Origin of the sequence: Cupriavidus necator (assembly GCF_040578825.1) — a bacterium.
Taxonomy (GTDB): domain Bacteria; phylum Pseudomonadota; class Gammaproteobacteria; order Burkholderiales; family Burkholderiaceae; genus Cupriavidus; species Cupriavidus necator_E.
The window spans coordinates 76,320-99,414 of sequence record NZ_JBEFLI010000016.1; the positions used below are offsets into that span (position 1 = coordinate 76,320).

The 23,095-nt window shown below is 68.3% G+C and carries 23 protein-coding genes; 11 read left to right on the forward strand and 12 right to left on the reverse strand.

Features of this window, described 5'->3' with window-relative positions; all coding sequences use genetic code 11:
• Positions 1 to 103: 103 nt before the first annotated feature.
• The 4 genes from AB1I47_RS10815 (at position 104) to AB1I47_RS10830 (ending at position 2,313) form a co-directional block, all read left to right on the forward strand.
• A complete protein-coding gene (locus AB1I47_RS10815) occupies positions 104 to 670 on the forward strand; it encodes an SRPBCC family protein (RefSeq protein WP_354683747.1) in 567 nt (188 codons plus the stop codon).
• Positions 671 to 783: 113 nt separating this feature from the next.
• Positions 784 to 1,263 carry a YbhB/YbcL family Raf kinase inhibitor-like protein gene (locus AB1I47_RS10820; RefSeq protein ID WP_354683748.1) on the forward strand — a complete coding sequence of 160 codons (480 nt, stop codon included), beginning with the start codon at positions 784 to 786 and terminating at the stop codon, positions 1,261 to 1,263.
• A gap of 37 nt (positions 1,264 to 1,300) precedes the next feature.
• Positions 1,301 to 1,747: a hypothetical protein gene (locus tag AB1I47_RS10825; protein WP_354683749.1), complete on the forward strand. Its 447-nt coding sequence runs from the start codon at positions 1,301 to 1,303 to the stop codon at positions 1,745 to 1,747.
• Between the two features lie 95 nt (positions 1,748 to 1,842).
• Positions 1,843 to 2,313: a DUF2127 domain-containing protein gene (locus AB1I47_RS10830; protein WP_354683750.1), complete on the forward strand. Its 471-nt coding sequence runs from the start codon at positions 1,843 to 1,845 to the stop codon at positions 2,311 to 2,313.
• A 38-nt stretch (positions 2,314 to 2,351) separates the two neighbouring features.
• Here the strand turns inward: AB1I47_RS10830 and AB1I47_RS10835 are convergent, their stop codons facing one another.
• Positions 2,352 to 4,115: an ExeM/NucH family extracellular endonuclease gene (locus tag AB1I47_RS10835; protein WP_354683751.1), complete on the reverse strand. Its 1,764-nt coding sequence runs from the start codon at positions 4,113 to 4,115 to the stop codon at positions 2,352 to 2,354.
• A 189-nt stretch (positions 4,116 to 4,304) separates the two neighbouring features.
• Here AB1I47_RS10835 and AB1I47_RS10840 point away from each other — a divergent pair, with 189 nt between their 5' ends.
• Both AB1I47_RS10840 and AB1I47_RS10845 read left to right on the forward strand, forming a co-directional pair.
• Entirely contained in the window at positions 4,305 to 4,595 is a 291-nt protein-coding gene (locus tag AB1I47_RS10840) for an antibiotic biosynthesis monooxygenase family protein (RefSeq protein ID WP_354683752.1), read from the forward strand.
• 18 nt (positions 4,596 to 4,613) lie between these two features.
• A complete protein-coding gene (locus AB1I47_RS10845) occupies positions 4,614 to 5,252 on the forward strand; it encodes a CDP-alcohol phosphatidyltransferase family protein (RefSeq protein WP_354683753.1) in 639 nt (212 codons plus the stop codon).
• A gap of 25 nt (positions 5,253 to 5,277) precedes the next feature.
• Here AB1I47_RS10845 and AB1I47_RS10850 read toward each other — a convergent pair whose 3' ends face one another.
• The 8 genes from AB1I47_RS10850 to AB1I47_RS10885 are packed head-to-tail and all read right to left on the reverse strand — an operon-like array spanning position 5,278 to position 15,083.
• Positions 5,278 to 6,789: an N-acyl-D-amino-acid deacylase family protein gene (locus AB1I47_RS10850; protein WP_354683754.1), complete on the reverse strand. Its 1,512-nt coding sequence runs from the start codon at positions 6,787 to 6,789 to the stop codon at positions 5,278 to 5,280.
• Positions 6,790 to 6,820: 31 nt separating this feature from the next.
• Complete coding sequence (locus AB1I47_RS10855; protein WP_354683755.1) at positions 6,821 to 7,813, reverse strand: ABC transporter ATP-binding protein; 993 nt, start codon at positions 7,811 to 7,813, stop codon at positions 6,821 to 6,823.
• Positions 7,810 to 8,865, reverse strand: a complete 1,056-nt coding sequence (locus AB1I47_RS10860) for an ABC transporter ATP-binding protein (RefSeq protein WP_354683756.1) — start codon at positions 8,863 to 8,865, stop codon at positions 7,810 to 7,812. Before AB1I47_RS10860 ends, AB1I47_RS10855 begins: the two co-directional genes overlap by 4 nt.
• 16 nt (positions 8,866 to 8,881) lie before the next feature.
• The gene (locus AB1I47_RS10865; RefSeq protein ID WP_354683757.1) at positions 8,882 to 9,775 is read right to left on the reverse strand and encodes an ABC transporter permease; all 894 of its coding nucleotides are present in this window, start codon (positions 9,773 to 9,775) and stop codon (positions 8,882 to 8,884) included.
• 24 nt (positions 9,776 to 9,799) lie between these two features.
• Positions 9,800 to 10,735 (reverse strand): ABC transporter permease, encoded by a 936-nt coding sequence (locus AB1I47_RS10870; protein ID WP_354683758.1) that lies wholly within the window; start codon positions 10,733 to 10,735, stop codon positions 9,800 to 9,802.
• Positions 10,736 to 10,769: 34 nt separating this feature from the next.
• Positions 10,770 to 12,353 carry an ABC transporter substrate-binding protein gene (locus AB1I47_RS10875; RefSeq protein WP_354683759.1) on the reverse strand — a complete coding sequence of 528 codons (1,584 nt, stop codon included), beginning with the start codon at positions 12,351 to 12,353 and terminating at the stop codon, positions 10,770 to 10,772.
• Positions 12,354 to 12,413: 60 nt separating this feature from the next.
• A complete protein-coding gene (locus AB1I47_RS10880; RefSeq protein WP_354683760.1) occupies positions 12,414 to 13,868 on the reverse strand; it encodes a M81 family metallopeptidase in 1,455 nt (484 codons plus the stop codon).
• 48 nt (positions 13,869 to 13,916) lie between these two features.
• A complete protein-coding gene (locus tag AB1I47_RS10885) occupies positions 13,917 to 15,083 on the reverse strand; it encodes an NAD(P)/FAD-dependent oxidoreductase (protein WP_354683761.1) in 1,167 nt (388 codons plus the stop codon).
• A gap of 186 nt (positions 15,084 to 15,269) precedes the next feature.
• Here AB1I47_RS10885 and AB1I47_RS10890 point away from each other — a divergent pair, with 186 nt between their 5' ends.
• Complete coding sequence (locus AB1I47_RS10890) at positions 15,270 to 16,025, forward strand: helix-turn-helix domain-containing protein (protein ID WP_407935824.1); 756 nt, start codon at positions 15,270 to 15,272, stop codon at positions 16,023 to 16,025.
• Between the two features lie 92 nt (positions 16,026 to 16,117).
• Positions 16,118 to 16,786: a discoidin domain-containing protein gene (locus AB1I47_RS10895; RefSeq protein ID WP_354683763.1), complete on the forward strand. Its 669-nt coding sequence runs from the start codon at positions 16,118 to 16,120 to the stop codon at positions 16,784 to 16,786.
• An 18-nt stretch (positions 16,787 to 16,804) separates the two neighbouring features.
• Here AB1I47_RS10895 and AB1I47_RS10900 read toward each other — a convergent pair whose 3' ends face one another.
• Both AB1I47_RS10900 and AB1I47_RS10905 read right to left on the reverse strand, forming a co-directional pair.
• Complete coding sequence (locus AB1I47_RS10900) at positions 16,805 to 18,109, reverse strand: MFS transporter (protein ID WP_354683764.1); 1,305 nt, start codon at positions 18,107 to 18,109, stop codon at positions 16,805 to 16,807.
• Positions 18,110 to 18,257: 148 nt separating this feature from the next.
• Complete coding sequence (locus AB1I47_RS10905; RefSeq protein WP_354683765.1) at positions 18,258 to 18,851, reverse strand: TetR/AcrR family transcriptional regulator; 594 nt, start codon at positions 18,849 to 18,851, stop codon at positions 18,258 to 18,260.
• A gap of 147 nt (positions 18,852 to 18,998) precedes the next feature.
• On the opposite strand from AB1I47_RS10905, the gene AB1I47_RS10910 reads away from it, so the two are divergent.
• On the forward strand, positions 18,999 to 19,766 hold the full coding sequence (locus tag AB1I47_RS10910) for an SDR family NAD(P)-dependent oxidoreductase (RefSeq protein ID WP_354683766.1): 768 nt from the start codon (positions 18,999 to 19,001) through the stop codon (positions 19,764 to 19,766).
• Between the two features lie 12 nt (positions 19,767 to 19,778).
• Here the strand turns inward: AB1I47_RS10910 and AB1I47_RS10915 are convergent, their stop codons facing one another.
• Positions 19,779 to 20,726: a GlxA family transcriptional regulator gene (locus tag AB1I47_RS10915; RefSeq protein WP_354683767.1), complete on the reverse strand. Its 948-nt coding sequence runs from the start codon at positions 20,724 to 20,726 to the stop codon at positions 19,779 to 19,781.
• 121 nt (positions 20,727 to 20,847) lie between these two features.
• Here AB1I47_RS10915 and AB1I47_RS10920 point away from each other — a divergent pair, with 121 nt between their 5' ends.
• Together AB1I47_RS10920 and AB1I47_RS10925 are read left to right on the forward strand one after the other, a co-directional pair.
• Positions 20,848 to 21,666: an SDR family NAD(P)-dependent oxidoreductase gene (locus AB1I47_RS10920; RefSeq protein ID WP_354683768.1), complete on the forward strand. Its 819-nt coding sequence runs from the start codon at positions 20,848 to 20,850 to the stop codon at positions 21,664 to 21,666.
• A 174-nt stretch (positions 21,667 to 21,840) separates the two neighbouring features.
• Positions 21,841 to 23,095 (forward strand): MFS transporter (locus tag AB1I47_RS10925; RefSeq protein ID WP_354683769.1); only part of this gene is annotated, 1,255 nt, incomplete at its 3' end.

Below are 23,095 nucleotides of genomic sequence, written 5' to 3' on the forward strand. Positions count from 1 at the left end.
GGCGCGATGCCACCGAATCACTACACTGGAAGCATTGCGTCATGCATCCGGGGCGCACGGTTGCGCTCCGGATGCAGCGCTGGATGCGTCTTGTCGCGCCGCCATGCTTCGTCGATACAGGAAACCGATCCGGGGGCTGATCTTTGCTGCGATCACCGTGGCGGCGCTGCTGGTGCCGTTGCCATGGGCAGACCGGACCCATATCCACGACGAAGTGATGATCGCCCGCCCCCCGGCGCAGGTGTTCGACTACGTGACCACGCCGGAGAACTGGCCCAAATGGCATCCGGCGTCGCTCAAGGTGGCGGGGGCGACCGACCATCCGCTGCGCCATGGCGAGCGCGTGACCGAGACCTTCATCATCGCGGAACGCGGCGGCGTGGTGGTCTGGACCGTCATCGAAAGCCAGAGGCCGCGCACATGGTCGATCGACGGCATGGTCAACGGGCGCCGGGTCGGTACCATCACCTACAGGCTCACGCCGGCCATGACGCCGTCGCTGACGCCATCCGCGGAAAGCACGCGCTTCGAGCGCGAGTTCCGCTACCGGTCGCCCACGCTGCTCTTTGCGCTGATCAACCGCCTCACGCTGCGCCAGGACATCCAGGCCGAATCCACCGAAGCCGTCAGGCGGCTCAAGGCGCTGCTGGAGGCACCGCAGGCGCCGTAGTGGTCACGGACGGCCCCGTGGGCCCGGATGCGGCTCCTTGCCGCGCCTTGCAGGGGGCAGCGATCCGGCCTAAGTTGGAACCACCGCCCCCGAGCGTTTTCCCCGAGGCCATCATGCCGTTCCTACTGCAATCCACCGCATTTCCAGCGGGCGGCGAGATTCCCGCGCAGCACACCTGTGAAGGCGCGGACATCTCACCCCCGCTGGCCTGGTCCGGCCTGCCGCCCGGCACGGCCAGCCTGGCGCTGATCGTCGACGATCCCGATGCGCCGGATCCCGCCGCGCCAAAAATGACCTGGGTCCACTGGCTGCTCTACAACCTGCCGCCGCATGCCGAGTCGCTGCCGGCCGACATCGCCAAGGCCGGGTTGCCCGCCGGCACGCGCGAAGGGCTCAACGACTGGCACCGCACCGGCTATGGCGGCCCGTGCCCGCCGATCGGCCGGCACCGCTACTTCTTCAAGCTGTATGCGCTGGACGTGGAGCTGCCGGACCTCGGCACGCCGGACAAGGCAGCGCTGGAGCGGGCGATGCAAGACCACGTGCTGGGCAATGCCGAGCTGATCGGCACATACCAGAAACTGCAGCGCTAGGCAGGGCTGCAGGCGGCCACATGGAGGAGGCCACATCATGTCGTCCCCAACGCTTCGCCCTGAGGCCCACGGGCTGTCTTTGCGGTCGTGGCGTTTTTCAGCCGCCGCTTCACTGGCGCTGGCGCTGCTGCTGAGCGCCGGCCCGCTGCGCGCGCAGCCGCATGAATCCGGCTCGATCACCATCGGCGGCTCGGCGCAGGTGCAGGGACCGGTGACGGTACACGGCACGCTGACCGTCGCCGGCCGGGTCTTTGCCAGCGGCCCGCTGACCGCGGCCTATTTCACCGGGCCGGTCAGTGCGCGCGCGCTGCCGTATCGCGGCGGCTACGTGAAGGTGTTCAAGGGGCCGCTGACGGTCCATGGCGATATGGTGGTTAACGGCGACCTGACGGTGGCGGGACCGCTTACCGTCGACGGGCCGCTTGCCGCCAGCGGCGGCATCGATGCTGACGGCCCGATGCGCGAGCGCGACTACGGGCGCTGAAGCGCAAGCCAGCAACCTTCCTCCGCGCGGTTTCCCCATGCCGGTGTTGCACAATACCGGCTTCGCATTTCTTGCATCCGAACGGGGAACACCGCATGGCAAAGCAGGGCGCACAGCGCGCATTGGGCCTGAAGGGCATTGCATTGTTCGAGGCCGCCAAGGGCCTGCTGGTGATCGTGGCTGGCCTGGGCCTGGTGGCGCTGCTGCACCGCGACGCGCAGGCGCTGGCCGAGGCCATCATCCAGCGCCTGCACGTCAATCCCGCCAGCCGCTATCCCACCATCTTCCTGTCGCTGCTATCGCATCCCGACAACGCGCGGCTGTGGGCCATCGGCGGTTCGGCGGCGGTCTATGCGCTGATGCGCTTTGCCGAAGCGTACGGGCTGTGGCGCGGGCTGGCGTGGGGCAACTGGCTCGGCGTCTGGTCCGGCGGGATCTATATCCCGCTGGAACTGTACGAGGCCTTTGTGCATCCGAGCTGGCTGCACGGCGGGCTGGCGGCGGCCAACCTGCTGGTGGTGCTCTATCTGGCCAGGGGGCTGATCGGCCGACGCGCGGCGGCGTGATCGTGCCCCCCGACTTGCTGATTGCGCCGGGGCGCCTGTCAGTGCAGGTCGATCAGCAACGGATCGTGATCGGAAGAGCGGTACGCGTCGGGCGCATAGTAGGCGGGCACCGTGGGCGCGCCTGGCGGCGGGGCATAGGAGAACGCTACCGGCTCGTCGGCGTTGATATGCCATTCATGTACCGCCACCACCTGCCGCGCCGCCACGGCATCGGCCAGTGCGTGGTCAAGATACCCCGTCTGGCCGTTGTAGACGTAGCTGTAGGCGCGCGGCCCGACGCATTTCGCCACCATGTCCGCATAGCCGCGCTGCGCCAGTAATCGCACCGGGTCTTCCATCGCATAGCTGTTCAGGTCGCCGATGACCAGCACGCCGGCGCCGGCCGCGCCAGTGGGCGTAGTGCCAAGCCACGAGGCCAGCGCCTCGGCCGCCTGCACCCGTGCGGGATTCCAGCAGCCCTGGCCGTCACCCTGGTCGAGCTGCAGGCCGGTGGCTTCCGCACAGTTCTTGGACTTCAGGTGGTTGACCACCACCGTCACCGGCGCACCGCCCGCCTTCGCGCGGAAGCTGCCCGCCAGCGGCTGGCGATGGCGCGCGCCCAGCCAGGTGGTGGCCGCGCGACCGACCGGCTCGGCGCTGCGGGCGTTGTACAGCAGCCCCACCGCGATCGCATCGCCGCCAAGCGCCGGCGTGCCGGGATCGAGCACGCGCCAGTCGGGGCCCAGCCGCGCGGCCAGCTGGCGCACGGCGCTGTACTGGCCGTAGCCGTTGTTCTGCAATTCCATCAGCCCGATCACGTCCGCATCCAGTCCGCGCAGCGCGGCCACCAGCTTGGCCTCTTGCCGTGCCAGCGCTTCGGCGCTTTGCGCCCCGCGATTGTCGGGCGAGCGGAAGCCGCCGCCCTGGCCATCGCCGTTGAAGTAGTTCTGCACGTTGAACGCCGCCACGCGCAGCGTCGCGGCGGCATGCCGTGGCGGGGCGCCGCGGCGCGGATTGGAATCCTGGAATACCGGTGCGGCAGCGCCCGGCACCGGCTGCAGCCGCCACTGGCCGTGGCGTTTTTCCAGCACGCCCAGCACGCCGCTGACCGCAGCGCCGGCGCGCAGCGGATGGCTGGCGGCAAGCTGGGGCGGCGGGTAGGGGACCACGGCCGGGTACTGGCGGTTCGAGCCATCGTCGAGCAGCAGCCGGTTGCGCGCATTGGCGGCGGCGGCCTGCATGGCCGGTGCGCCGGGCAGCGCCGCCTGCGTCGGCGCGAGCGGACGGCCGAAGCTCAGCGCCAGCGTGCCGTAGCGCGCCAGTTCATGGGTCTCGCTGACGGTCAGCGTCTGCGGCAGCCGCACCAGCATGCCTTCGCGCGCGGCCAGTTCCGCATCGCCCGCAACGGGCAGGCTCAGCGTTGCCGGCGTCACCGTTTGCCCGCCGGCACAGACGGCCGGCGGGCCCGACAGCGCCAGTTGCGTTTGTCCGAATTTTTCCTCGATCTTTCCGGACACGCGCAGCAGGTTGCCGGCGCGTGCGGACGTGCGCGGCGCGTAGACGAACAGCCCTTCGGAAACGCCGGGCCGGTTCAGCCGCTGTGCATCAGCTTGTTGCAGGAAGAACCCGCGCAGGCCGTCCGGTCCGCTGAAATCCGCGGTGACGATGGCCTCGACCTCGACCATGCGGCCCGCCAGCGGCGATGCGGCGCCGCTGCCCTGGATCTCCGCAATCGACGTCGACGGCGCGCCGCATGGCTGCAGCGCAGCATGCGCGCGTGGCGCAAGACCAACGAGGCAAAGGGCGGCGAGGACCGGGATCATGGCCCGGGCGGCGGAGCGTTCAGGCAGATGGCTTCGCATGGCGGCTTTTGAAGGTTGTGGCAGAGCAGGCGATGCTAATCCCCCCATGTAACGGAATGCTTAAGACAGGCATGTGACACTGCGATCGTGCTAAGGTAGTAGCAACCCCCCGCCGGCGCGCCGGCATCCACTTCACACTGTCATACCGCCATGATCAAGGAAATCGCCCAACTCACCATCAAGCCCGGCATGGACAAGCAGTTCGAGCAAGGCGTGAGCCAGGCCACGCCGCTGTTCCTGCGCTCGCACGGCTGCCACGGCGTGCAGCTGTTCCGCTCGGTCGAGCAGCCGGACCAGTACACGCTGGTGGTCGACTGGGACACGGTGGAAGACCATATGGTCGGTTTCCGCGAGTCGCCCGAATTCCAGCAGTGGCGCGCACTGGTGGGCGAGACCTTCGCCGCCCCGCCCAATGTGCACCACGTGTCCAAGGTCCTGTAAATCCCGCAAACGCGCGCCATGAACACCCGGCCGGAGCGTCCCCGCCATTTCTCGATGCTGCGCGAGCTGCAGCTCGCCGATGTCTTTACGCTGGGCAATGCAGCGTGCGGCATGGGGTCGGTGTTCTTCGCCATGTTCTTCGTTGCCGACCAGCGGCTCGCGCATTTCTTCACGGCCGCGGCGCTGGCGCCGCTGGCGTTTATCTTCGACGTGCTGGACGGCCGCATCGCGCGCTGGCGCCATGCGCATTCCGCGCTGGGGCGTGAGCTGGATTCGCTGGCCGACGTGATCTCCTTCGGCGTCGGCCCCGCCACGCTGGCCTTTGCCGCCGGCATGCGCGGCGGCTGGGACCTGGCCGTGCTGATCTACTTTGTCTGCTGCGGCGTGAGCCGGCTGGCGCGCTTCAACGTCACCGCCGAATCGCTGGCCGCCGGCAGCGACAGCGGCAAGGTCGCGTACTTCGAAGGCACGCCGATCCCCACCAGCGTGCTGCTGACCGCGGTGCTGGCCTGGTGCGCGTGGGCCGGCCGCCTTGGCGGCGACCTGCCGGGCGGTGCCTGGCAGCTTGGCCCCGCGGTGCTGCATCCGCTGGTGCTGCTGTTCGCGCTGTCGGGCACGCTGATGGTCAGCAAGACTTTGCGTATTCCCAAGTTCTGATCCGCCGAAGGCTTCGCTTCTGGCTTCAGGCAGGGCGGGAACCGTGGACAGGCGCCGCGTTTCCCGCCTCAGAACTAGCTGGCCGCGTGATGACCTGTCCGTTGCGCGCCGCGCTGTGCGCGCCGTGCCGCCAGGTAACAGCGCCGTTGACGATCACGGTGTCGATGCCTTCGGCTGGCCGGGTGGGGGATTCGTAACTGGCGGCATCGCGCACGTTGGCCGCATCGAAAACGACGATGTCGGCATGATTGCCCACGGCGAGCGTGCCGCGCCGGTGCAGGCCGAAGTTGCGCGCCGTCAGCCCGGTCATTTTCCAGACCGCCGTCTCCAGCGGGAACAGGCCGACCTCCCGGCAGTAGTGCCCCAGTATGCGCGGGAAAGTGCCCCACAGGCGTGGATGCGGGCTGGCGCCGACGGGGATGCCATCGGAGCCGATCATGGTTTCGTCGAAGGCAAGAATGCGCTGGACGTCATCCTCGTCCATCTGGAAGTAGATCGCGGTGCCTGGCTGCAGGCGGCGCGCGGCTTCGTCCTTGGGCACGCCCCATTCCGTGGCGATGTCGTCGAGATCGCGGCCCGCGCATTCGGGGTGCGGTTCGCTGGTGGCGATCAGCACCCGGCCGTCGAGCATGCCGCGGTCGGTGCGGATCATGGTGGAGCCGGCCGTGTACGGGTAGCAGTCGAGCGACACGCACTGGTGCTTCATGGCCTCGCGGATAAAGGGCAGGGTTACCTGGCTCTTGCCAAAATTGGCCTGCCTCTGCACCTTGTGGTGCGACACCACCACCGGCACGTCGAGCTCGCGGCCGATGCGGAAGGTCTCGTCGAGCGAGGCCATGACGTGGTCTGACTCGTCGCGCATATGCGTGACATAGAGCGCCTTGCGGGCACTGAGCGGCCGGCAGACTTCGATGATCTCCTCGGTCGTCGCCATGGCGGCGGGCGGGTAGAAGGTGCCGGTCGACACGCCGATCGCGCCGGCCTGCATGGCTTCTTCGACCAGCGCCTGCATGGCGGCGATCTCCTTGGCATCGGCTGGCCGGTCCAGCGCCGCCATGGTGACCGCGCGCAAGGTCGAATGCCCGACCATGGCGGCTACATTGACCGAGCTCGGCATGGTGCGCAGCGCGTCCAGGTAAGCGGCGAAGGTGGTGAAGCGGCCTTGCGCCGGTGTGTCGATCAGGCTCAGCGGCATCGGCAGATCCATGTCGGCACGCAGCGGCGCGGCGCTGATGCCGCAGTTGCCGGCGATCACGGTGGTGACGCCCTGCGAGACCTTGAACGGCATGGTGGGTTGCGACAGCACCGCCTGGTCGTCATGCGTGTGCGCGTCGATGAAGCCTGGGGCGACGATCAGGTCCGTTGCATCCAGCACGCGGTCGGCCGTGTGCCCGGCGAGGTCGCCGATCGCAGCGATGCAGCCGTCGCGCACGCCGATATCGGCGCTGAAGCGGGGTGCCTTGCTGCCGTCGATCACGGTGCCGCCGGCGATCAGCAGGTCATAGTGCGGGGTGTGTGCAGAGGTGGGGTCGGACATGGGATTCCTTTCCTTGGCTGGAGCGTAGCGGTCAGCGGAAATGGCAGGCCACCTGGTGGATGCCGGTGGCGGAGGGACGTTCGGTCAGCAAGGGGGCCTGCTCCTTGCAGCGGGCTTGCGCATGCGGGCAGCGCGTGTGGAAGCGGCAGCCCGCCGGCGGATTGGCCGGGCTGGGCGGATCGCCCTGCAGCAGCAGGCGCCGCGCGGGCTTGCGCGGGTCGGGCACCGGCACGGCGGACAGCAGGATCTCCGTATAGGGGTGGCGCGGCGCCGAGAACAAGGTGTCGCGGTCGGCCAGTTCGACGATCTGGCCGAGGTACATCACGGCGACCCGGTGGCTGATATGACGCACCACGGCCAGGTCGTGCGCGACGAACAGGTAGGCGATGCCGAACTCGGCCTGCAGGTCCATCAGCAGGTTGACCACCTGCGCCTGGACGGAAACATCGAGCGCCGATACCGGCTCGTCGCAGACGATCAGCTTCGGGTTGAGTGCCAGCGCGCGCGCGATGCCCAGCCGCTGGCGCTGGCCGCCGGAGAACTCGTGCGGGAACTTGCGCACGGCTTCAGGCCGCAGGCCGACCTTGCTGAACAGCCATTGCACGCGCTCGTTGCGCTCGGCACGCGACTGCAGGCCGAAGTTGCGCAGCGGCTCGCCCACGATCTCGCCCGCCGTCAGCCGCGGGCTGAGCGAGGCATAGGGGTCCTGGAAGATGATCTGCAGGTCGCGCCGGCGCTGCCGCATGGCGCTTGCCGGCAGCCCCAGCAGTTCCTCGCCGTCGAGCTGCACCGAGCCTGAAGTCGGCTCGATCAGGCGCAGCACCGACTTGGCAGTGGTGGTCTTGCCGCAGCCGGATTCGCCGACCAGCGAGAGCGTCTCGCCGCGCTCCACGGTGAAGGACACGCCGTCCACCGCCTGGATCGGCGGCCTGCCCGGTGCCAGCCAGCGTCGCGGTGCGAGGTAGTGCTTCTTCAGGCGGTCGACCTTGAGCAGGGGCGATGGCGTGGCGGAGGTCGTGCTCATGCGATGGCTTCCTGGTCTTGTGGGTTGCATTCGATGCGGCCTTCCTCGACGGCGAAGCAGGCCACCGCATGGTCGCCGCCGTGGCGCGTGAGCTGCGGCAGCTCGCGCGCGCAGCGCGCGTTGGCATGCGCGCAGCGTGCCGCGAAGGCACAACCGCGGCGCGCTTCCTGTGGCGAGGGCACCAGGCCGGGGATTTCGGCCAGGCGCCGGCTGCTGGTGTTCATCGACGGCATCGATGCCATCAGCGCGCGGGTGTAGGGGTGCAGCGGGCGGTCGAACAGCTCGGTGACGCTGGCTTCCTCGACCTTGAGCCCGGCGTACATCACGATCACGCGGTCGCAGCATTCGGCCACCACGCCCAGGTCGTGCGTGATCATCACCACGCCCATGCCCAGTTCCTGCTGCAGGCGGCGGATCAGGTCCAGGATCTGCGCCTGGATGGTCACGTCGAGCGCCGTGGTGGGTTCGTCGGCGATCAGCACCTCGGGGTTGCAGGCCAGCGCCAGCGCGATCATCACGCGCTGGCGCATGCCGCCCGAAAGCTGGTGCGGGTACTCGTTGACGCGGCGCTCGGGCTCGGGGATCTGCACCAGCCGCAGCATTTCCACCGCGCGCCTGAGCGCGTCGGCGCGGCTCGCGCCCTGGTGCAGCCGCACGGTTTCGGCAATCTGGCGGCCAATCGTCAGCACCGGGTTCAGCGAGGTCATCGGCTCCTGGAAGATCATCGAGACGCGATTGCCGCGGATGCGGCGCATCTCGCGTTCGCTGAGCTGCAACAGGTCCGTGCCGCGCAGCCGCACCGCGCCGCGGATGCGTGCCGGCGGCGTGGGCAACAGCCGCATGATGGACAGCGCCGTCACGCTCTTGCCGCAGCCTGACTCGCCCACCACGCCCAGCGTCTGGCCGGCGCGCACGGTGTACGAGACGCCGTTGACCGAGCGGGCCGGCCCGGTGAGCGTGTCGAAATGCGTATGGAGGTCCTCCACTTCGAGCAGCGGCTCGCCCGTGGCCGGCCTGTCATGGGACATCGCGCGCGACATCGTGATGGTCATGGTTGCGCTCCCGGATTCAGAGTTGCCGCGCCAGGCGCGGATCGAGCGCGTCGCGCAGGCCGTCGCCGAGCAGGTTGATGGCCAGCACCGTCGCGGCCAGCAGGATGCCCGGGTACAGGATGATGTGGAAGGCCACGGCCACGAAATTGCGCCCCTCGGCCATCATGTTGCCCCAGCTCGGCATCTGGGCCGGCACGCCGACGCCGAGGAAAGACAGCGCGGCTTCCGTGAGCACGGCGGTGGCGGCCACGAAAGTGGCCTGCACGATCAGCGGCGCCACCATATTGGGCACCACGTGGCGCACCAGGATCACCGGCAGGCGGGTGCCGACCGCATGCGCCGCCTCGACGTAGAGCTGCTCGCGCAGGGTCAGCGCCAGCGAGCGCACCAGCCGCACCACGCGCGGGACCTCGGGTATGGCGATGGCGATGATCACCGCGCCCAGGCTGGCCTGCGTAACGGCCATCAGCGCGATCGCCAGCAGGATCCCCGGGATCGCCATCAGGCCGTCCATCACGCGCATCACCAGGGAGTCAGCCCGGCGCACGAAGCCCGCGACCAGGCCCAGCAGCACGCCGGACACGGTTGCCAGCAGCCCGACCGACAGGCCCACGATCATGGACACGCGGCCGCCCCAGACCGCGCGGCTGAATACGTCGCGGCCGAGCGCGTCGGTGCCGAACCAGTGCTCGGCCGATGGCGGCTGCATGCGCGCCAGCGGGTCGATGTCCTGCGGGTCGACGGTGGCAATCCAGGGCGCGCCGAGGGAGAGCACGGCGATCACCGCCAGCAGCAGCGCGCCCAGGATCAGCGTGGGGTGCTTGCGTGCCCAGTGCCAGCGCGGCAGCACGAAAGCCGCATGGTCGGGTGCCGGTACGGCAGGTTCGGTGGCGGGTAGGGAAGTGGTCATGTCAGCGGGTCTCGCGGCGAGCCATCAGTACTTGATGCGCGGATCGAACAGCCGGTAGCTGAGGTCGATCATCAGGTTGATCAGCACGTAGACCCCGGCGGAGACCAGCAGCACGCTCTGGATCACCGGGTAGTCGTGGCGCTGCACCGAGTCGACCACCAGGCGGCCGACCCCCGGGATCGCAAACACGGTCTCGGTCACGACCACGCCGCCGATCAGCAGCGCGATGCCCATGCCGACGGTGGTGGCGATCGGGATCGCCGCGTTGCGCAGCGCGTGGCCCAGCACCGGCAGCACGCCCAGGCCCTTGGCGCGCGCAGTGCGGATGTAGTCCTCATGCAGGACTTCCAGCACGGTAGCGCGCGTCATGCGCGTCACCAGCGCGATATAGACCAGCGCCAGGTTGACGCAGGGCAGCACCAGGCTGCGCAGCCATGCGCCAGCGCCTTCGGCGAGGCGCGCATAGCCCTGCACCGGGAACCACGGCAACTGGATGGCAAAGGCGTAGACCAGCAGGTAGCCCACCAGGAACACCGGCAGCGAGAATGCCAGCACCGCGAACAGCATCACCAGCCGGTCGACCCAGCTGCCGGCGCGGTACGCGGCCAGCGTTCCCAGTGGCACCGCGACCAGCAAGGTCAGCAGCATCGTCAGCGCGGCGACAGAGACGGTCGGCTCCAGCCGCTGCGCCAGCAACTGCGCCACCGGCACCTGGGTGAAGATGGAGGTGCCGAGGTCGCCGGTGGCGAGCCGGCCGAGCCACAGCAAGAACTGCCGCCACAGCGGCTGGTCCAGCCCCAGCACGCCGCGCAGCCTGGCGATGTCGTCAACGGTCGCGAGGTCGCCTGCGATCAGCGCCGCCGGATCGCCCGGCGACAAGTGGATCAGCAGGAAGACCACCACGGCCACCACTGCCATCACCGGCAGCGTCGCGGCCAGGCGTCTGAGCAGATAGCCCATTGTCGTGTTTCCCCCGGTGGTTCGTGCTTCGTGGTTATTTGTCGAGCATCCAGACCGTGGGCATGCCGGCCCACATCCGGTCGATGCCCTTGAGGCTGGCACGTGCCGCGAACGCCGACGAGTACTGGCCGGCGTTCACATAGGGCACCGCCTCATAGGCGCGCTTCTGGAAGGCATCGAGCAGTTCCTTGCGCTTGGCCGGCACGGTCTCGCGGACCCAGGCCGTGCGCAGGGCGTCGAGCGGCTTGTCGCAGGGCCAGCCGGGCAGGCTGGTGCCGCAGGGGGCGCCGAGGTAGGCATTGGTGATCGGGGAATCGGCGTCGAACTCGCCCGCGACGGTCACGTACATATTCCAGCCCCCGGCCTCGGGCGCATCCCGCTTGGCGCGGCGCGCGCCGATGGAGGCCCAGTCCATGTTCTGCATGTCGACGTTCATGCCCATGCTGCGCATGGTCTGTGCCGCCATCAGGGCTTCAGCATTGAGCTGGGGAACGTCGGTCGGCACCAGCAGCACCACCTTTTCGCCCTTGTAGCCCGCCGCGCCCAGCAACTGCCTGGCGCGGGCCGGATCGGCCTTGCGGTACGGTTCGGCGCCGGCAGCGGTATCGTTGGGGCCGCCGCAGATGAAGAAGGTGGCGCAGTAGTTGATGCGCATGTCGAGCGGATAGCCCATGGCCGCGGTGAAGCGTTCCTGGCTGACCGCCTGCAGGAAGGCCTGGCGCACTTTCGGGTTGTTGAATGGGGGATGCAGCTGGTTCATCACCAGCACGCCCTGGTAGGCGCCGCCCGAGCCGATCTTGATGCTGGCGTCGCCGCGCAGCGGGGTGATGTAGTCCGGCGGTACCTGTTCGATCAGGTCGACCTCGCCGCGCTTGAGCGCCGCGATGGCGCTGTTGGCGTCCGGCAGGTAGAGCCATTCGACGCGGTCCACGCGGGGCTGCTTGCTGCCGGCGAGACCGCTCGCGGGCTCGCTGCGTGCCACGTAGTGCGGGTTGCGCACGAACACCGCCTTGTTGCCCGGCACCCATTCGTCGCGCTTGAAGATGAAGGGGCCGGAGCCCAGCACCTCGGGCAGCGGCGCGGTGGCGGGCATCCTCGCCAGGCGCTCCGGCAGGATCACCGGGGGAAAGCCCGAGGGCTTGGCCAGCGCATCGAGCACCATGCCAAAGGGCTCCTTGAGCGTCAGCGTGAACGTGCGCGCGTCGACTGCCTTCCACTCGGCGCCGGCTTCGCCCATGGCACGGCCCAGGCTGTCGCGCGCGCCCCAGCGCTGCAGCGAGGCGATCGCGTCCGCCGAGGTAACCGCGCTGCCATCCGAGAACTTCAGGCCGGGACGCAGCGTGAAGCTCCACTGCCGGCCATCCTTCAAGCTGCTGTACTTCTCGACCATCTGTGGTTGCGGCTTGCCCTTGGCGTCCTGCGCGAACAGCGTGTCGTAGACCATGTAGCCGAAGTTGCGCGTGATGTAGGCCGTGGTGAAGGTCGGATCGAGGATCTTCAGGTCGGCATGCGCCACGACCTTGAGCGTCTTGGTCTGCGCCAGCACGGGAAGGCTGGCGCCTGCCAGGACCAGGGCGCCCGCCGCGAGCGCGGCGGACAGGGATCGGTTTGGTGTCATCAGCAGTCTCCGTTTTCTTCGTTGTCGTTGTTGTCGTGATCGCAGCCAGGCGGCCGGCGCTCAGGCCGCGGCGCGGTCCAGGGGCCACTTGGGCCGTTGGATCTTGCGATAGGGCAGGGTCGTGAGGTCAAGCGTGACGGCACCCGGGGCGCCTGCGTAGATCACGTGCCTTGCCACTTTCGAGAAGGACGCGTAGAAGTGCTGCGAGGACTTGACCACGATGATCTGCTTGCGCGCCAGGTCGCAGCCGAGCTGGGTGAACATGTCCGTGCCCATGGCCTGGTTGCGCAGCGTGATCAGCACGATGTCGATGCCGTTGGCTTCCACCAGCGCGCAGTCGCCCATCGGCACCGGCGCGTCGGAGAGCCCGGTCATCACCATGTCGGGCAGCAGAGCCTTGACCGTGCAGTCCAGGTCCAGCGGATCGCCCGATAGCGGACTGATCTTGCCGCCGATGCGCATCCGCAGGCGTGCGCCCACGCCGGCATCGAAGGCGATGCGCACCGCGATCGGGTCCCACATCGGGCCCACCGCCGCATTGCCGATGCCGCGCTCGATCATGCGGCGCAGGATAAAAGTGGAGTCGCTGGCTGCGCCGCCGCCGGGATTGTCGGCGCCGTCGGCCAGCACCACCGGCCCGCCGTCGCAGGCCAGCGCCTCGTCGAGCGAGGTCTCGATGTCCGGGTAGCGCACCGTGAGCCCGTCGCGCATGGCGACCAGTTCGTCGGCCAGTTGCCGCGCCAGGGCATCGGCCCTGGCCTGGTTGCCATCGGTGTAGACCAGCACCTTGGTGCCCATCCCCGGCACATCGCCCCATGAAAACCCATGCGCCACCGAGATCGACAGCACGCCGTCGCGCCCTTCCAGCGACTGGATGCGGTCGATGAAGCCGCGTGCCGGCTCGCGCGAGGTGTGGACCGTGACGATCATGCTGCAATCGACCACCGCCGCCACCGGGCGAACCTTGCCTTCCACCGTGGCCGCGCACAGGTCGACCAGTTCCAGCGCGCGTTCCAGCACGTCGGTATGCGGGTATTCCTTGAAGGCGACCATCACGTCGGCGTACGCCGTCATCTCGGGCGTCAGGTGGCAGTGCGGGTCCAGCTCAGCGCCGATCACCACCTCGGGGCCGACGATGGCGCGCACACGCTGCAGCAGGTCGCCCTCGCAGTCGTCATAGCCATCGGCCACCATCGCGCCGTGCAGGCCGAGCAGCACCATGTCCACCGGCAGCGCCGCGCGCAGGTCGGTCAACAGTTCCTCGCGCAGGGTTTCGTAGGCATGGCGGGTGGTGGTGCCGCTGGGCTGCGCGCCGGCCACCATGCCTTCGCACAGCTGCCAGCCGCGCTCCTTGCCGCGGATCCGTGCTGCCCACAGCGGCCCTGAGAAAAACGTCATCTGGTCAGGATGCTGGCCGGCCGCGAAGTAGCCGCGATCCCTGAAGGACGACAGGCCGGTGGGCATCGGCGCAAAGGTGTTGGTTTCGGTAGCGAGGGAGGCACTGAAGACACGCACGATGGTTGGCTCCTGGTCAGTCGGGGATTAGTTGGGGGAAAGCGCGATTCAGGCCGAGGGGGCCAGGCGGCGCAGGCGCGCCGGCCCAAGCATCCCGGCGCTCAGGCCGAACGAAGCAGGATGCGCCGGCACCGGCAGGCCGCGCGCCAGCGCGGCACAGGTCTCGCCCATGGCCGCCGAGGTCTGGATGCCGTAGCCGCCCTGGCCCGCCACCCAGAAGAAGCCCGGCACGGCGTCGTCGAACCCGCCCACCAGGTCGCCGTCGGCGACGAAGGCGCGCAGCCCGGCCCAGGTGCGCGCAGGGCGGCGGATCCTGAGCGAGGTCGCGGTCTCGATGCGGTCGATGGCGAGCGCGATATCCATTTCCTCGGGCTGGACGTCCTGTGGCTCGACCGGGTCGGCATTGGCCGGGGAGCCCAGCAACATGCCGGCATCGGGCTTGATGTACCAGTCCTCGTCGGCGCCGAAGACCATGGGCCAGCCGCTGGTGTCCATCTCCGCGGGCGGAGCGAAGACGAAGGCAGAGCGGCGGCGGGGTTCAATCCCCAGCGGCTGCACGCCGGCCAGCCGCGCGATGACGTCGGCCCAGGCGCCGGCGGCGTTGAGTACCACCGCTGCCGCATATACCGACCCGCCAGCCTCCACGCGCCAGTGGTCCCGCACGCGTGCCATGGCCGTGACTTCGGCATCGCACACCAGCTTGCCGCCGGCCTGGCGCATGCCGCGCAGGTAGCCCTGGTGGATCGCGTCCACATCCATGTCTGCGGCGCCTGGCTCATAGACGCCCCCAACCAGTTGCTCCGCGCGCAGCGCCGGTACGCGCTCGCACGCTTGCGCGGCACTCAGCAGGCGGGCGTCGGGATCGACGGCGCGCACCACGTCCCAGTGCGCGTCAAGCAAATGCTGTTGCCCGGGGCCGGCGACCATCAGCGCGCCGCGCGGCGTGAGCAGCGGGTGCGAGGCAAAACCCGTCGGCGGATCCTGCAGGAAGGCGCGGCTTGCCATCGTCAGCGCGCGGACCTGCGTGGTGCCGTAGCTTTCCATGAACAACGCCGCCGAGCGGCCGGTCGAATGGTAGCCAGGGTGGGCTTCGCGTTCGAGCAGGATGACGCGGCCATGGGGCGCGAGCCAGTACGCGACGGAAGCACCGGCAATGCCGCCTCCGATGATGAGATAGTCGGCTGGAATCGGTGAGGCAGCGTGAGTCGGGTGCATGGATCAGGTGGCAGGAGAGCGCCTGCGGGGCGCTCATGCATTCGGAATGGAAGTGAGTGTAGGCAAGAATTTGCGTATACGCAAATTGCGGATACGCAAATCTTGCGCTAAGGTGGGCGGCAGGGGATGAGCCTTGGCGCGGTCTGCTCTGTTAGCATTCCGTCCAACGGAAAAAAGGACGCAGGCTTGAAACCACACACCGCCCAGGGGCGCGGCAGCGGCATCGGGACCGATGACGGCGAGTCGCGCACGCTCGACCGTGAAACCTTTGGCAAGCGCTTGCGCGCGGCGCGCAAGGCCTTTGGCTGGACGCTGGCGCACCTCGCCGAACTGTCGGGAGTCTCGATCACCACCATCTCGCGCGCGGAGCGCGGGCAACTGGCGCTGGGCTACGAGAATTTTGCTGCGCTGGGCCAGGCGCTGCAGATGGACATGGGCTCGATGTTCGCGGGCGCCGGCACGAAGACGTCACCGTTCCAGGGGCCCGTCGTGACCCGGGCCGGCGCGGGCGTGACCTACCGGGGATCGTCGCTGACCTATGAATTTCTTGGCACAGAGGCTGTCGGCAAGCAGATGAGCCCGGTGGTCGGCACCGTGCATGCGCGCCGCATCGAGGGCCCCGGTGACTTCTCGCGCCATCCCGGCGAGGAGTTTGTCTATGTGCTCAGCGGCGAGATCGAAATCCACTTCGACAACGGCGAGAAGCTGCGCCTGGCGCGGGGCGATGCGTTGTATTTCGATGCCCGCATGGGCCACGCCTACATCAGCGTAAGCCGGCAGCTCGCCCGGATCGTGGGTGTGACCACCAGCGAAAGCAACTTGATGAAGTCGGCCCAGGCGGCGAAGCCGGCGGCGTTGCCAAAGCGGACCGTCGGACGCTCGCAGGGGAAAGCCGCCGCGACCAGGGGCAAGGGCAAAGGCAAAGGCAAAGGCAAAGGCTGAAAGGGCCGGCGCTGCATCCGCTGGTACTGCTGTCGATTTGCTCCCCTCTCCCGCAGGCGGGAGAGGGGCCGGGGGAGAGGGCAGGCGCCGGCGTGATCGGTTTCGACTCCACTGTCGGTACCGGCCCGGATGGCAAGGCTTACCTGTATCTGTTCGTGCGCGATGCCGCGGCCACGCGGATCAACCTGCCATACGCGCTGGCCGAGGTGTGCATCGCGCGCACGCTGGCCGGTGCGCCGCTGGCGGTGCGCCGGGACGATGCCACGGGCACCACTGAGATCGACTTGTCGTCCGCAGTGCGCACGCCGCGCGAGCCGCTGGTGCTGAAGCTGGATGCGGCCGTGCCGGTGCAGCTCAACCTGTCGCGCCAGGCCACCGCCACGGCTACCTCCACGTGGTCGCACGATCCCGGCTTTGGGCCAGAGATGGCGATCGATGGCAACCCCGCCACGCGCTGGGCCTCGGCGGCGCCCAGGGCCACGCTGACGCAGGTCTTTGCCGCACCGGCAGCGGTACACCTGGTGCAGCTCGCCGAATACGTCGACCCGGGCGAGTCGGACTACCGCACCGGCAGCTTCACGGTCGAAGCCAACGTCAACGGCCAGTGGCAGATAGTGGCCAGCGGCAACGGCATCGGCCAGAGCCGCTTCCTGTCGCTGCCGGGTCCGGTGATGGCATCGGCGCTGCGCATCAACGTGGTATCGCGCGACCAGCGCCCGCCGAGCCTGTGGTCGTTCCTGGCTTATGCAAAGGGGAGTTGAGGGGGCTCTGCCCCAAAGTCACGCGCGCGCTGGCCCGGTTGTTGCCGTCGCACGTTGCCGGCTGACCGCCAGCGCGAGCAGCGCCGCCACCATGCAGGCCGCGCCCGCGGCATACAGTGCCGGGGTGTAGGTCAGCAAGAGCGTGCGGCTCATGCCCGCGCCAAAGGCCGCCACCGCCGCGCCGATCTGGTGGGCCGCGAAAATCCAGCCGAACACCATCGGCGCGCGCTCGCGCCCGAAGGCCGTGGCCGCCAGCTTCACCGTGGGCGGTACGGTGGCGATCCAGTCGAGCCCGTAGAACATTGCAAAGATAGACAGGCCGTACAGCGTGAAGGTGGAATGCGGCAGCCAGAACAGCGACAGGCCGCGCAGCGCGTAGTACCAGAACAGCAGCTTGCGGCTGTCATAGCGGTCCGACAGCCACCCCGACAGGATGGTGCCGATAAAGTCGAACGCGCCCATCATCGCCAGTGCCGATGCGGCGGGCACGGGGCCCATGCCGAAGTCGCCGCACAGCGCGATGAAGTGGGTCTGGATCAGGCCGTTGGTGCTGAGCCCGCAGATAAAGAAGGTGCCGGCCAGGATCCAGAAGGTCTGGGTGCGGGCGGCATCGCGCAGCACCACGAAAGGCGCGCGCAGCGTCAGCGGCGTGGCGGGTGCCGGCGCTGCCTGCACCGGCACCGCGCCCGGCACTTCGCCGAAGGCCGCCAGGCCCACGTCGGCCGGCCGGTTGCGCATCAAGCCGAACACCAGCGCCGCCAGCGCCGCGCACGCAACCAGCACCGGGATCACCGCCACGCGCCAGCCCATATGCTCGATGAGCCAGGCCGCCACCGGCAGGAACGCAAGCTGTCCGGTGGCAGAGCTGGCGGTCAGGATGCCGATCACCAGCCCGCGCCGTGCGCTGAACCAGCGGTTGGCGACCACTGCCGCCAGCACCAGCGCGGTCATGCCGGAGCCGACGCCCAGCATCAGGCCCCAGGCGATAAAGAGCTGCCACAGCTCGGTCGAGACCGTGGCCAGCGCCATGCCGCTGGCGATCAGCGCCAGCGCGGCGCAGACCACGTTGCGCACGCCGAAGCGTTCCATCAGGATTGCCGAGAACGGCGCCATCAGCCCGAACAGCGCAAAGCGGAACGCCAGGATCGACGAGATCTGATCGGTGTTCCAGCCCATTTCCTTCGTCAGTGGCGTCAGAAAGGCGCCAGGCAGGCCGAGCGCGGCCGAGGTGGTGAGCATCACCAGGAAGGTAAGGGCGGCGACCAGCCAGGCGTAGTGGATGCCGCGCCGGTCGAGCCGGCTGGAAAGGGCTTGGGCGAACATGGGTGTCTTGGGGTCGGTGTTTTGGTGGTTCGTGCGCTGGAAAAAGACAAAATGGGGCCCTCCCGCTGCAGTCGATCGCAGCGGGGTCGGTAAGTCGTCGGGTTCGGGAAGCGCCTTATGGACCAGGTGGCGCTCGGCGGCGCTGGCGCTAGGCGGTGCTGCCCAGCAGGCGTGTTCGTACCGCGCTCAGCATCTCGTCGGAGATGGGGTCGCTAGCAGTCGCGCGTGCCAGCGTCAGGGCGCCGACCAGCAGTGCCATGCGCACCAGCGCTTCGTCGTGGCGTACTTGCGGATCGTCGGAATCCACGGTCTTTGCCATGTCCTCCGTCATCGCCTTGAAGCCTTCCAGGTAGGCCTGGCGCACCGGCTTGTCAGCCGGCTCGCGCGCGACATCCACGGCCAATGCCGCGGCGGCGCAGCCGACGCCGGGGTTGGCGCAATGCGCCGGAGTCAGGTAGGGCTCGACCAGATTGGCCAGCATCGCGTTGGGGTCGTCGCCGGCTTTATCCATGCGCCGTTCCCAGCGAGCGGTCGATTCTTCGAAGGCGCGCTTGCACGCCTGCGCGGCCAGCGCGTCCTTGGACGAGAAGTGGCCGTAGAAGCCGCCGTGCGTGAGCCCCGCACCGGCCATCAGCTCGGCCACGCTGACGCCGTTCAGCCCGCGTTCGCGGAACAGCCGCGACGATGCCTGCTCGATTGCCTCGCGGTTCTTGTCGGTTTGCTCGCGTGATGCGCGTGCCATCTGCAGTCCTCCACCAATTCCTGCCTTGACGTGAGTTTAGATGATGAGCATACTTTATTCAATAGATGACAGGCGTCATCTATTCAAGTTTCCTGGTGCCGATCCCGGCAGCGCCGCCTTCGTTTTTTTCTATAGGAGTGATCAGTCATGCAGAATCTCTTTGACCTTGGCGGCCGTGTTGCCATCATCACCGGCTCCACCCGCGGCATGGGCCTCGAAATGGCCCGTGCCCTTGGCGCGGCCGGCGCCGCCGTGGTCGTGTCCGGGCGCGACGCAGATGCCGCGCGTACCGTGGCCGGCAAACTGGAAAACGAGGGCATCCGCGCCACCGGCATCGCCTGCGACATCGCCGACGTGGGCAGCGTGCGCGCGTTCGCCAAGCAGGCGCTGGCCGCCTACGGACGCGTCGATACGCTGGTGCTCAATGCCGCCGCCGGCGGTACGCCAGGGTCGCTGCTGAGCCAGGGGCCGGAGGTGTTCGATGAAGCGATGGCGGGCAATGTGCGCGGCAACCTGGTGCTGGTGAACGCACTGGCGCCGCAAATGATCGCGCGCGGCGATGGCTCCATCACCTTTATGTCGAGCATCGCCGCGAAACGCGGTTCGGCTTTTCTCGGCATGTACAGCGTGACGAAAGCCGCGCTCGACCAGGCGATGCGCAGCCTGGCGCTCGAGCTGGGACCGTCCGGCATCAATGTCAACGCGATCAACCCGGGGCCGGTGCGCACCGAGTTCTCGCGCGAGGCGCTGTGGGGCGACCCGGAGCGCGAGGCGCGGCTTGCCGCCAATATCCCGATGCGCCGGATCGGTGAAGCGAGCGATGTGGCGGGGCTGGCGGTGCTGCTGGCAGCGCCGGCAGGCCGCTTTATCCACGGGCAAAGCATCGGCGTGGACGGCGGGCTGTCAGCGCAGTAGCTGCCCCGGCGCTTATGCCGCCACTTCGCCGGCGCGCGACGCGCGCCGGATCATCTGCGGCGGCTGGCCGAAGGCGCGCAGGAAGGCGCGCCGCATGCGCTCGCGGTCGCCAAAGCCGGTTTCGCGCGCAATCACGTCGACCGGGTGCCGGCCCGATTCCAGCATCAAGCGCGCTGCCTCGAGCCGCAGGTGCTCGACCGCCTTGGCCGGCGACCGCCCGGTCTCCGCGCGAAAGGCGCGGCTGAACTGCCGCGCGCTGAGATTGGCTGCTTCCGCCAGTTGCTCCACCGACAACTCGCTCTGCAAATGCCGCTTCGCATAGTCCAGCGCGGTCTGGATGCGGTCTGAACGCGGCTGCATCTCCAGCAGTGCCGAGAACTGCGATTGCCCGCCCGCGCGGCGGTGATACACCACCAGCTTCTTCGCTACCTGCCGCGCGCAGTCGGGGCCGAGGTCTTTCTCGACCAGCGCCAGCGCCAGGTCGATGCACGCCGTCATGCCGGCCGACGTCCACACCGGCCCGTCGACGATAAAGATCCGGTCCTCCTCCAGCTTCACGTTCGGAAATTCCTGCCGAAAGCGCTGGGCAAAGAACCAGTGCGTAGTCGCGCGCCTGCCATCGAGCAGGCCCGCCTGCGCAAGGTTGAAAGCGCCCGTGCAGGTCGACGCCATACGCCTGGAGGTGCGCGCCGCGCGCTGCAGAAACGCGATCACACCCGCAGGCGATGCCACCATCTCGTTGTCGCCCACCACCAGCACCGTGTCGAAACGGCGCCGCCCGAACGGCACCGTGGCCACGGAGAAGCCCGCCGAACTGGTTACGGGGCCGCCGTGCTCGGATAGCAGCTCAACCTCATAGGTCTTGCTGCCGACGGTGAGATTGGCGAACTCGAACACCGTCGTCACCGACAGGTTCAGCACCTGGAAGCCGGGATACAGCACGATTCCGATGCGCAGCATGGGTGTTCTCCGACGGATGTCCTGAAAGGTGGCATATATGACATTTGAGTCAGGCCATTATGCGCCTATTCTGGCTCCAACGCAGGCGGCAAAGGATGCCGCCGCACATTGGAGAACTAGCATGCAAGACACTACCCACAAGGGCACCGCGCTGATCACCGGCGCTTCTTCCGGCATCGGCGCTATCTACGCACAGCGGCTGGCGCGCCGCGGCTACGACCTGATCCTGGTCGCGCGCAACCGGGAGCGGCTCGACACGCTTGCCAACGACCTCAGCAACGCCACCGGCCGCGCCGTCGAAGTGGTGCAGGCGGACCTTGGCAAGGCGTCCGACGTGCGCCGCGTGGAAGAGATCCTGCGCACCGACGCGAGCATCACGATGCTGGTCAACAATGCGGGCGTTGGCGGCGCAGGACCGTTGCTCGTCTCGGATCCGGACAAGATGGAAGCGATGATCGGCCTGAACGTGACCGCGCTGACGCGCCTGACCTACGCCATCGCGCCGAAGTTCGTCGAGCGCGGCAACGGCACCATCATCAACATCGCCTCGATCGTGGCGGTGGCGCCCGAGGTGCTCAACGGCGTCTACGGCGGCAGCAAGGCCTATGTGCTGGCGTTCACGCAATCGCTGCACCATGAACTGGCCGACAAGGGCGTGCGGGTGCAAGCGGTATTGCCTGGCGCGACGCGCACCGAGTTCTGGGACGTGGCAGGGCATGCGGTCGACAACCTGCCGCAGGAAATCGTGATGGAAGCGGACGATATGGTTGACGCGGCACTGGCGGGCCTCGATCAGGGCGAACTGGCTACGGTGCCATCGCTGCCCGACCTGGCCGACTGGCAAGCCTTTGAATCGGCACGCCTGGCGCTTGCGCCCAAGCTGTCACGCAGCAAGCCGGCAGAGCGCTACGGAGTGGGGGCCAGCGCACAGCCTGCCTGAATGTGCATACATATGAAGGCGCCTTCAGCACGTTGAAGCAATTTCCCGTATCGTCTTGGACTGTGAAGCGCCACGGCCCCTGATGCCTGCGACCGGCCGTGGCGGCAACCGGTAAAGACAGTGCCCAATACAGCGCCCCTCCAGTCCGCGCCCGCCACCGGCGCGGACGCCGTCATGACCTCGCGCGAGCGCCGCGGCATGGCCGCCATCCTCATCGCCGTCGCCCTCGCCACCCTCGATACCGCCATCGCGAATACGGCGCTGCCATCGATCGCTGCCGACCTGCAGGCCACGCCGGCCGCATCTGTGTGGGTGATCAACGCCTACCAGCTCGCGATGGTAGCGACACTGCTGCCATTCGCGGCACTCGGTGGCATCGTCGGCCATCGTCGGATCTACCTCGGCGGTGTAATGGTGTTTATCGGCGCCTCTGTCGTCTGCGCGCTGGGGTGGTCGCTGCCCACGCTCGCTGCGGCGCGGGTGCTGCAGGGCATCGGCGCCGCGGCCATCATGAGCGTCAACACGGCGCTGATCAGCGCGATTTTTCCGATGCATCGGTTGGGGCGCGGGCTGGGACTGAACGCGCTGGTGGTGGGTGTTTCATTTGCGGTCGGGCCTACCGTAGCGTCCGTCATCCTGTCGTTCGGCCCCTGGCCATGGCTGTTTGCGGTCAACCTGCCGATCGGCCTGCTGGCGCTCGCCATCGCGCGCGGCGCGCTGCCGCAGACGCCACGCAGCACGCACGGCTTCGATCGCGTAACCGCAGTGCTTAACGTGATTGCCTTTGCGGCGCTGATTTTTGCTTTGGGCGAGGGCGCGCAGCGTGCGCCGTTGCACGAGTCGCTGGCAGCGGCGGGGATTTTCGTGGTGGCGTTCGGGCTGCTGCTGTGGCGCGAGCGGGGGCATCCGGCGCCAATGCTGCCGGTCGACTTGTTCAAGCGGCCGATGTTTGCACTATCCACGCTGACAGCGGTGTGTTCGTTCGCGGCGCAAGGGCTGGCGTTTGTGTCGCTGCCGTTTTATTTCCAGCATGTGCTGGGACGTGGGCAGATTGAGACTGGGTTCCTGCTGACGCCCTGGTCAGTAGTGGTAGCGCTGATCGCGCCGATCGCCGGCAGGTTGTCGGATCGCTATCCGCCGGGGCTGCTTGGCGGTGTAGGGCTGGCGGTGATGAGTGCGGGGATGGTCTCGCTGGCGATGCTGCCCGCAAATCCGAGTGCCCTGGATATCGGTATCCGCATGTGCATTTGTGGCGCTGGATTTGGATTTTTTCAGTCCCCCAATCTCAAGGCACTGATGTCCAGCGCGCCGCGGGAGCGCAGTGGCGGGGCCAGTGGGGTGATTGCTACGGCGCGGTTGTTGGGGCAGGCGAGTGGGGCGGCGTTGGTGGCGTTGTGCTTTGGAATTGGTGGGGCGCACGGGCCGGGGA

Bases quoted from the DNA above. Each gene is read 5' to 3' on its own strand.
- AB1I47_RS10815 (WP_354683747.1), top strand. From the start codon at position 104: ATGCTTCGTCGATACAGGAAACCGATCCGGGGGCTGATCTTTGCTGCG.
- AB1I47_RS10915 (WP_354683767.1), bottom strand. From the start codon at position 20,726: ATGCTGCGCATCGGAATCGTGCTGTATCCCGGCTTCCAGGTGCTGAAC.
- AB1I47_RS10865 (WP_354683757.1), bottom strand. From the start codon at position 9,775: ATGACCACTTCCCTACCCGCCACCGAACCTGCCGTACCGGCACCCGAC.
- AB1I47_RS10910 (WP_354683766.1), top strand. From the start codon at position 18,999: ATGCAGAATCTCTTTGACCTTGGCGGCCGTGTTGCCATCATCACCGGC.
- AB1I47_RS10850 (WP_354683754.1), bottom strand. From the start codon at position 6,789: ATGTCCGACCCCACCTCTGCACACACCCCGCACTATGACCTGCTGATC.
- AB1I47_RS10870 (WP_354683758.1), bottom strand. From the start codon at position 10,735: ATGGGCTATCTGCTCAGACGCCTGGCCGCGACGCTGCCGGTGATGGCA.
- AB1I47_RS10835 (WP_354683751.1), bottom strand. From the start codon at position 4,115: ATGATCCCGGTCCTCGCCGCCCTTTGCCTCGTTGGTCTTGCGCCACGC.
- AB1I47_RS10830 (WP_354683750.1), top strand. From the start codon at position 1,843: ATGGCAAAGCAGGGCGCACAGCGCGCATTGGGCCTGAAGGGCATTGCA.
- AB1I47_RS10840 (WP_354683752.1), top strand. From the start codon at position 4,305: ATGATCAAGGAAATCGCCCAACTCACCATCAAGCCCGGCATGGACAAG.
- AB1I47_RS10920 (WP_354683768.1), top strand. From the start codon at position 20,848: ATGCAAGACACTACCCACAAGGGCACCGCGCTGATCACCGGCGCTTCT.
- AB1I47_RS10820 (WP_354683748.1), top strand. From the start codon at position 784: ATGCCGTTCCTACTGCAATCCACCGCATTTCCAGCGGGCGGCGAGATT.
- AB1I47_RS10825 (WP_354683749.1), top strand. From the start codon at position 1,301: ATGTCGTCCCCAACGCTTCGCCCTGAGGCCCACGGGCTGTCTTTGCGG.
- AB1I47_RS10845 (WP_354683753.1), top strand. From the start codon at position 4,614: ATGAACACCCGGCCGGAGCGTCCCCGCCATTTCTCGATGCTGCGCGAG.
- AB1I47_RS10885 (WP_354683761.1), bottom strand. From the start codon at position 15,083: ATGCACCCGACTCACGCTGCCTCACCGATTCCAGCCGACTATCTCATC.
- AB1I47_RS10875 (WP_354683759.1), bottom strand. From the start codon at position 12,353: ATGACACCAAACCGATCCCTGTCCGCCGCGCTCGCGGCGGGCGCCCTG.
- AB1I47_RS10855 (WP_354683755.1), bottom strand. From the start codon at position 7,813: ATGAGCACGACCTCCGCCACGCCATCGCCCCTGCTCAAGGTCGACCGC.
- AB1I47_RS10900 (WP_354683764.1), bottom strand. From the start codon at position 18,109: ATGTTCGCCCAAGCCCTTTCCAGCCGGCTCGACCGGCGCGGCATCCAC.
- AB1I47_RS10905 (WP_354683765.1), bottom strand. From the start codon at position 18,851: ATGGCACGCGCATCACGCGAGCAAACCGACAAGAACCGCGAGGCAATC.
- AB1I47_RS10860 (WP_354683756.1), bottom strand. From the start codon at position 8,865: ATGACCATCACGATGTCGCGCGCGATGTCCCATGACAGGCCGGCCACG.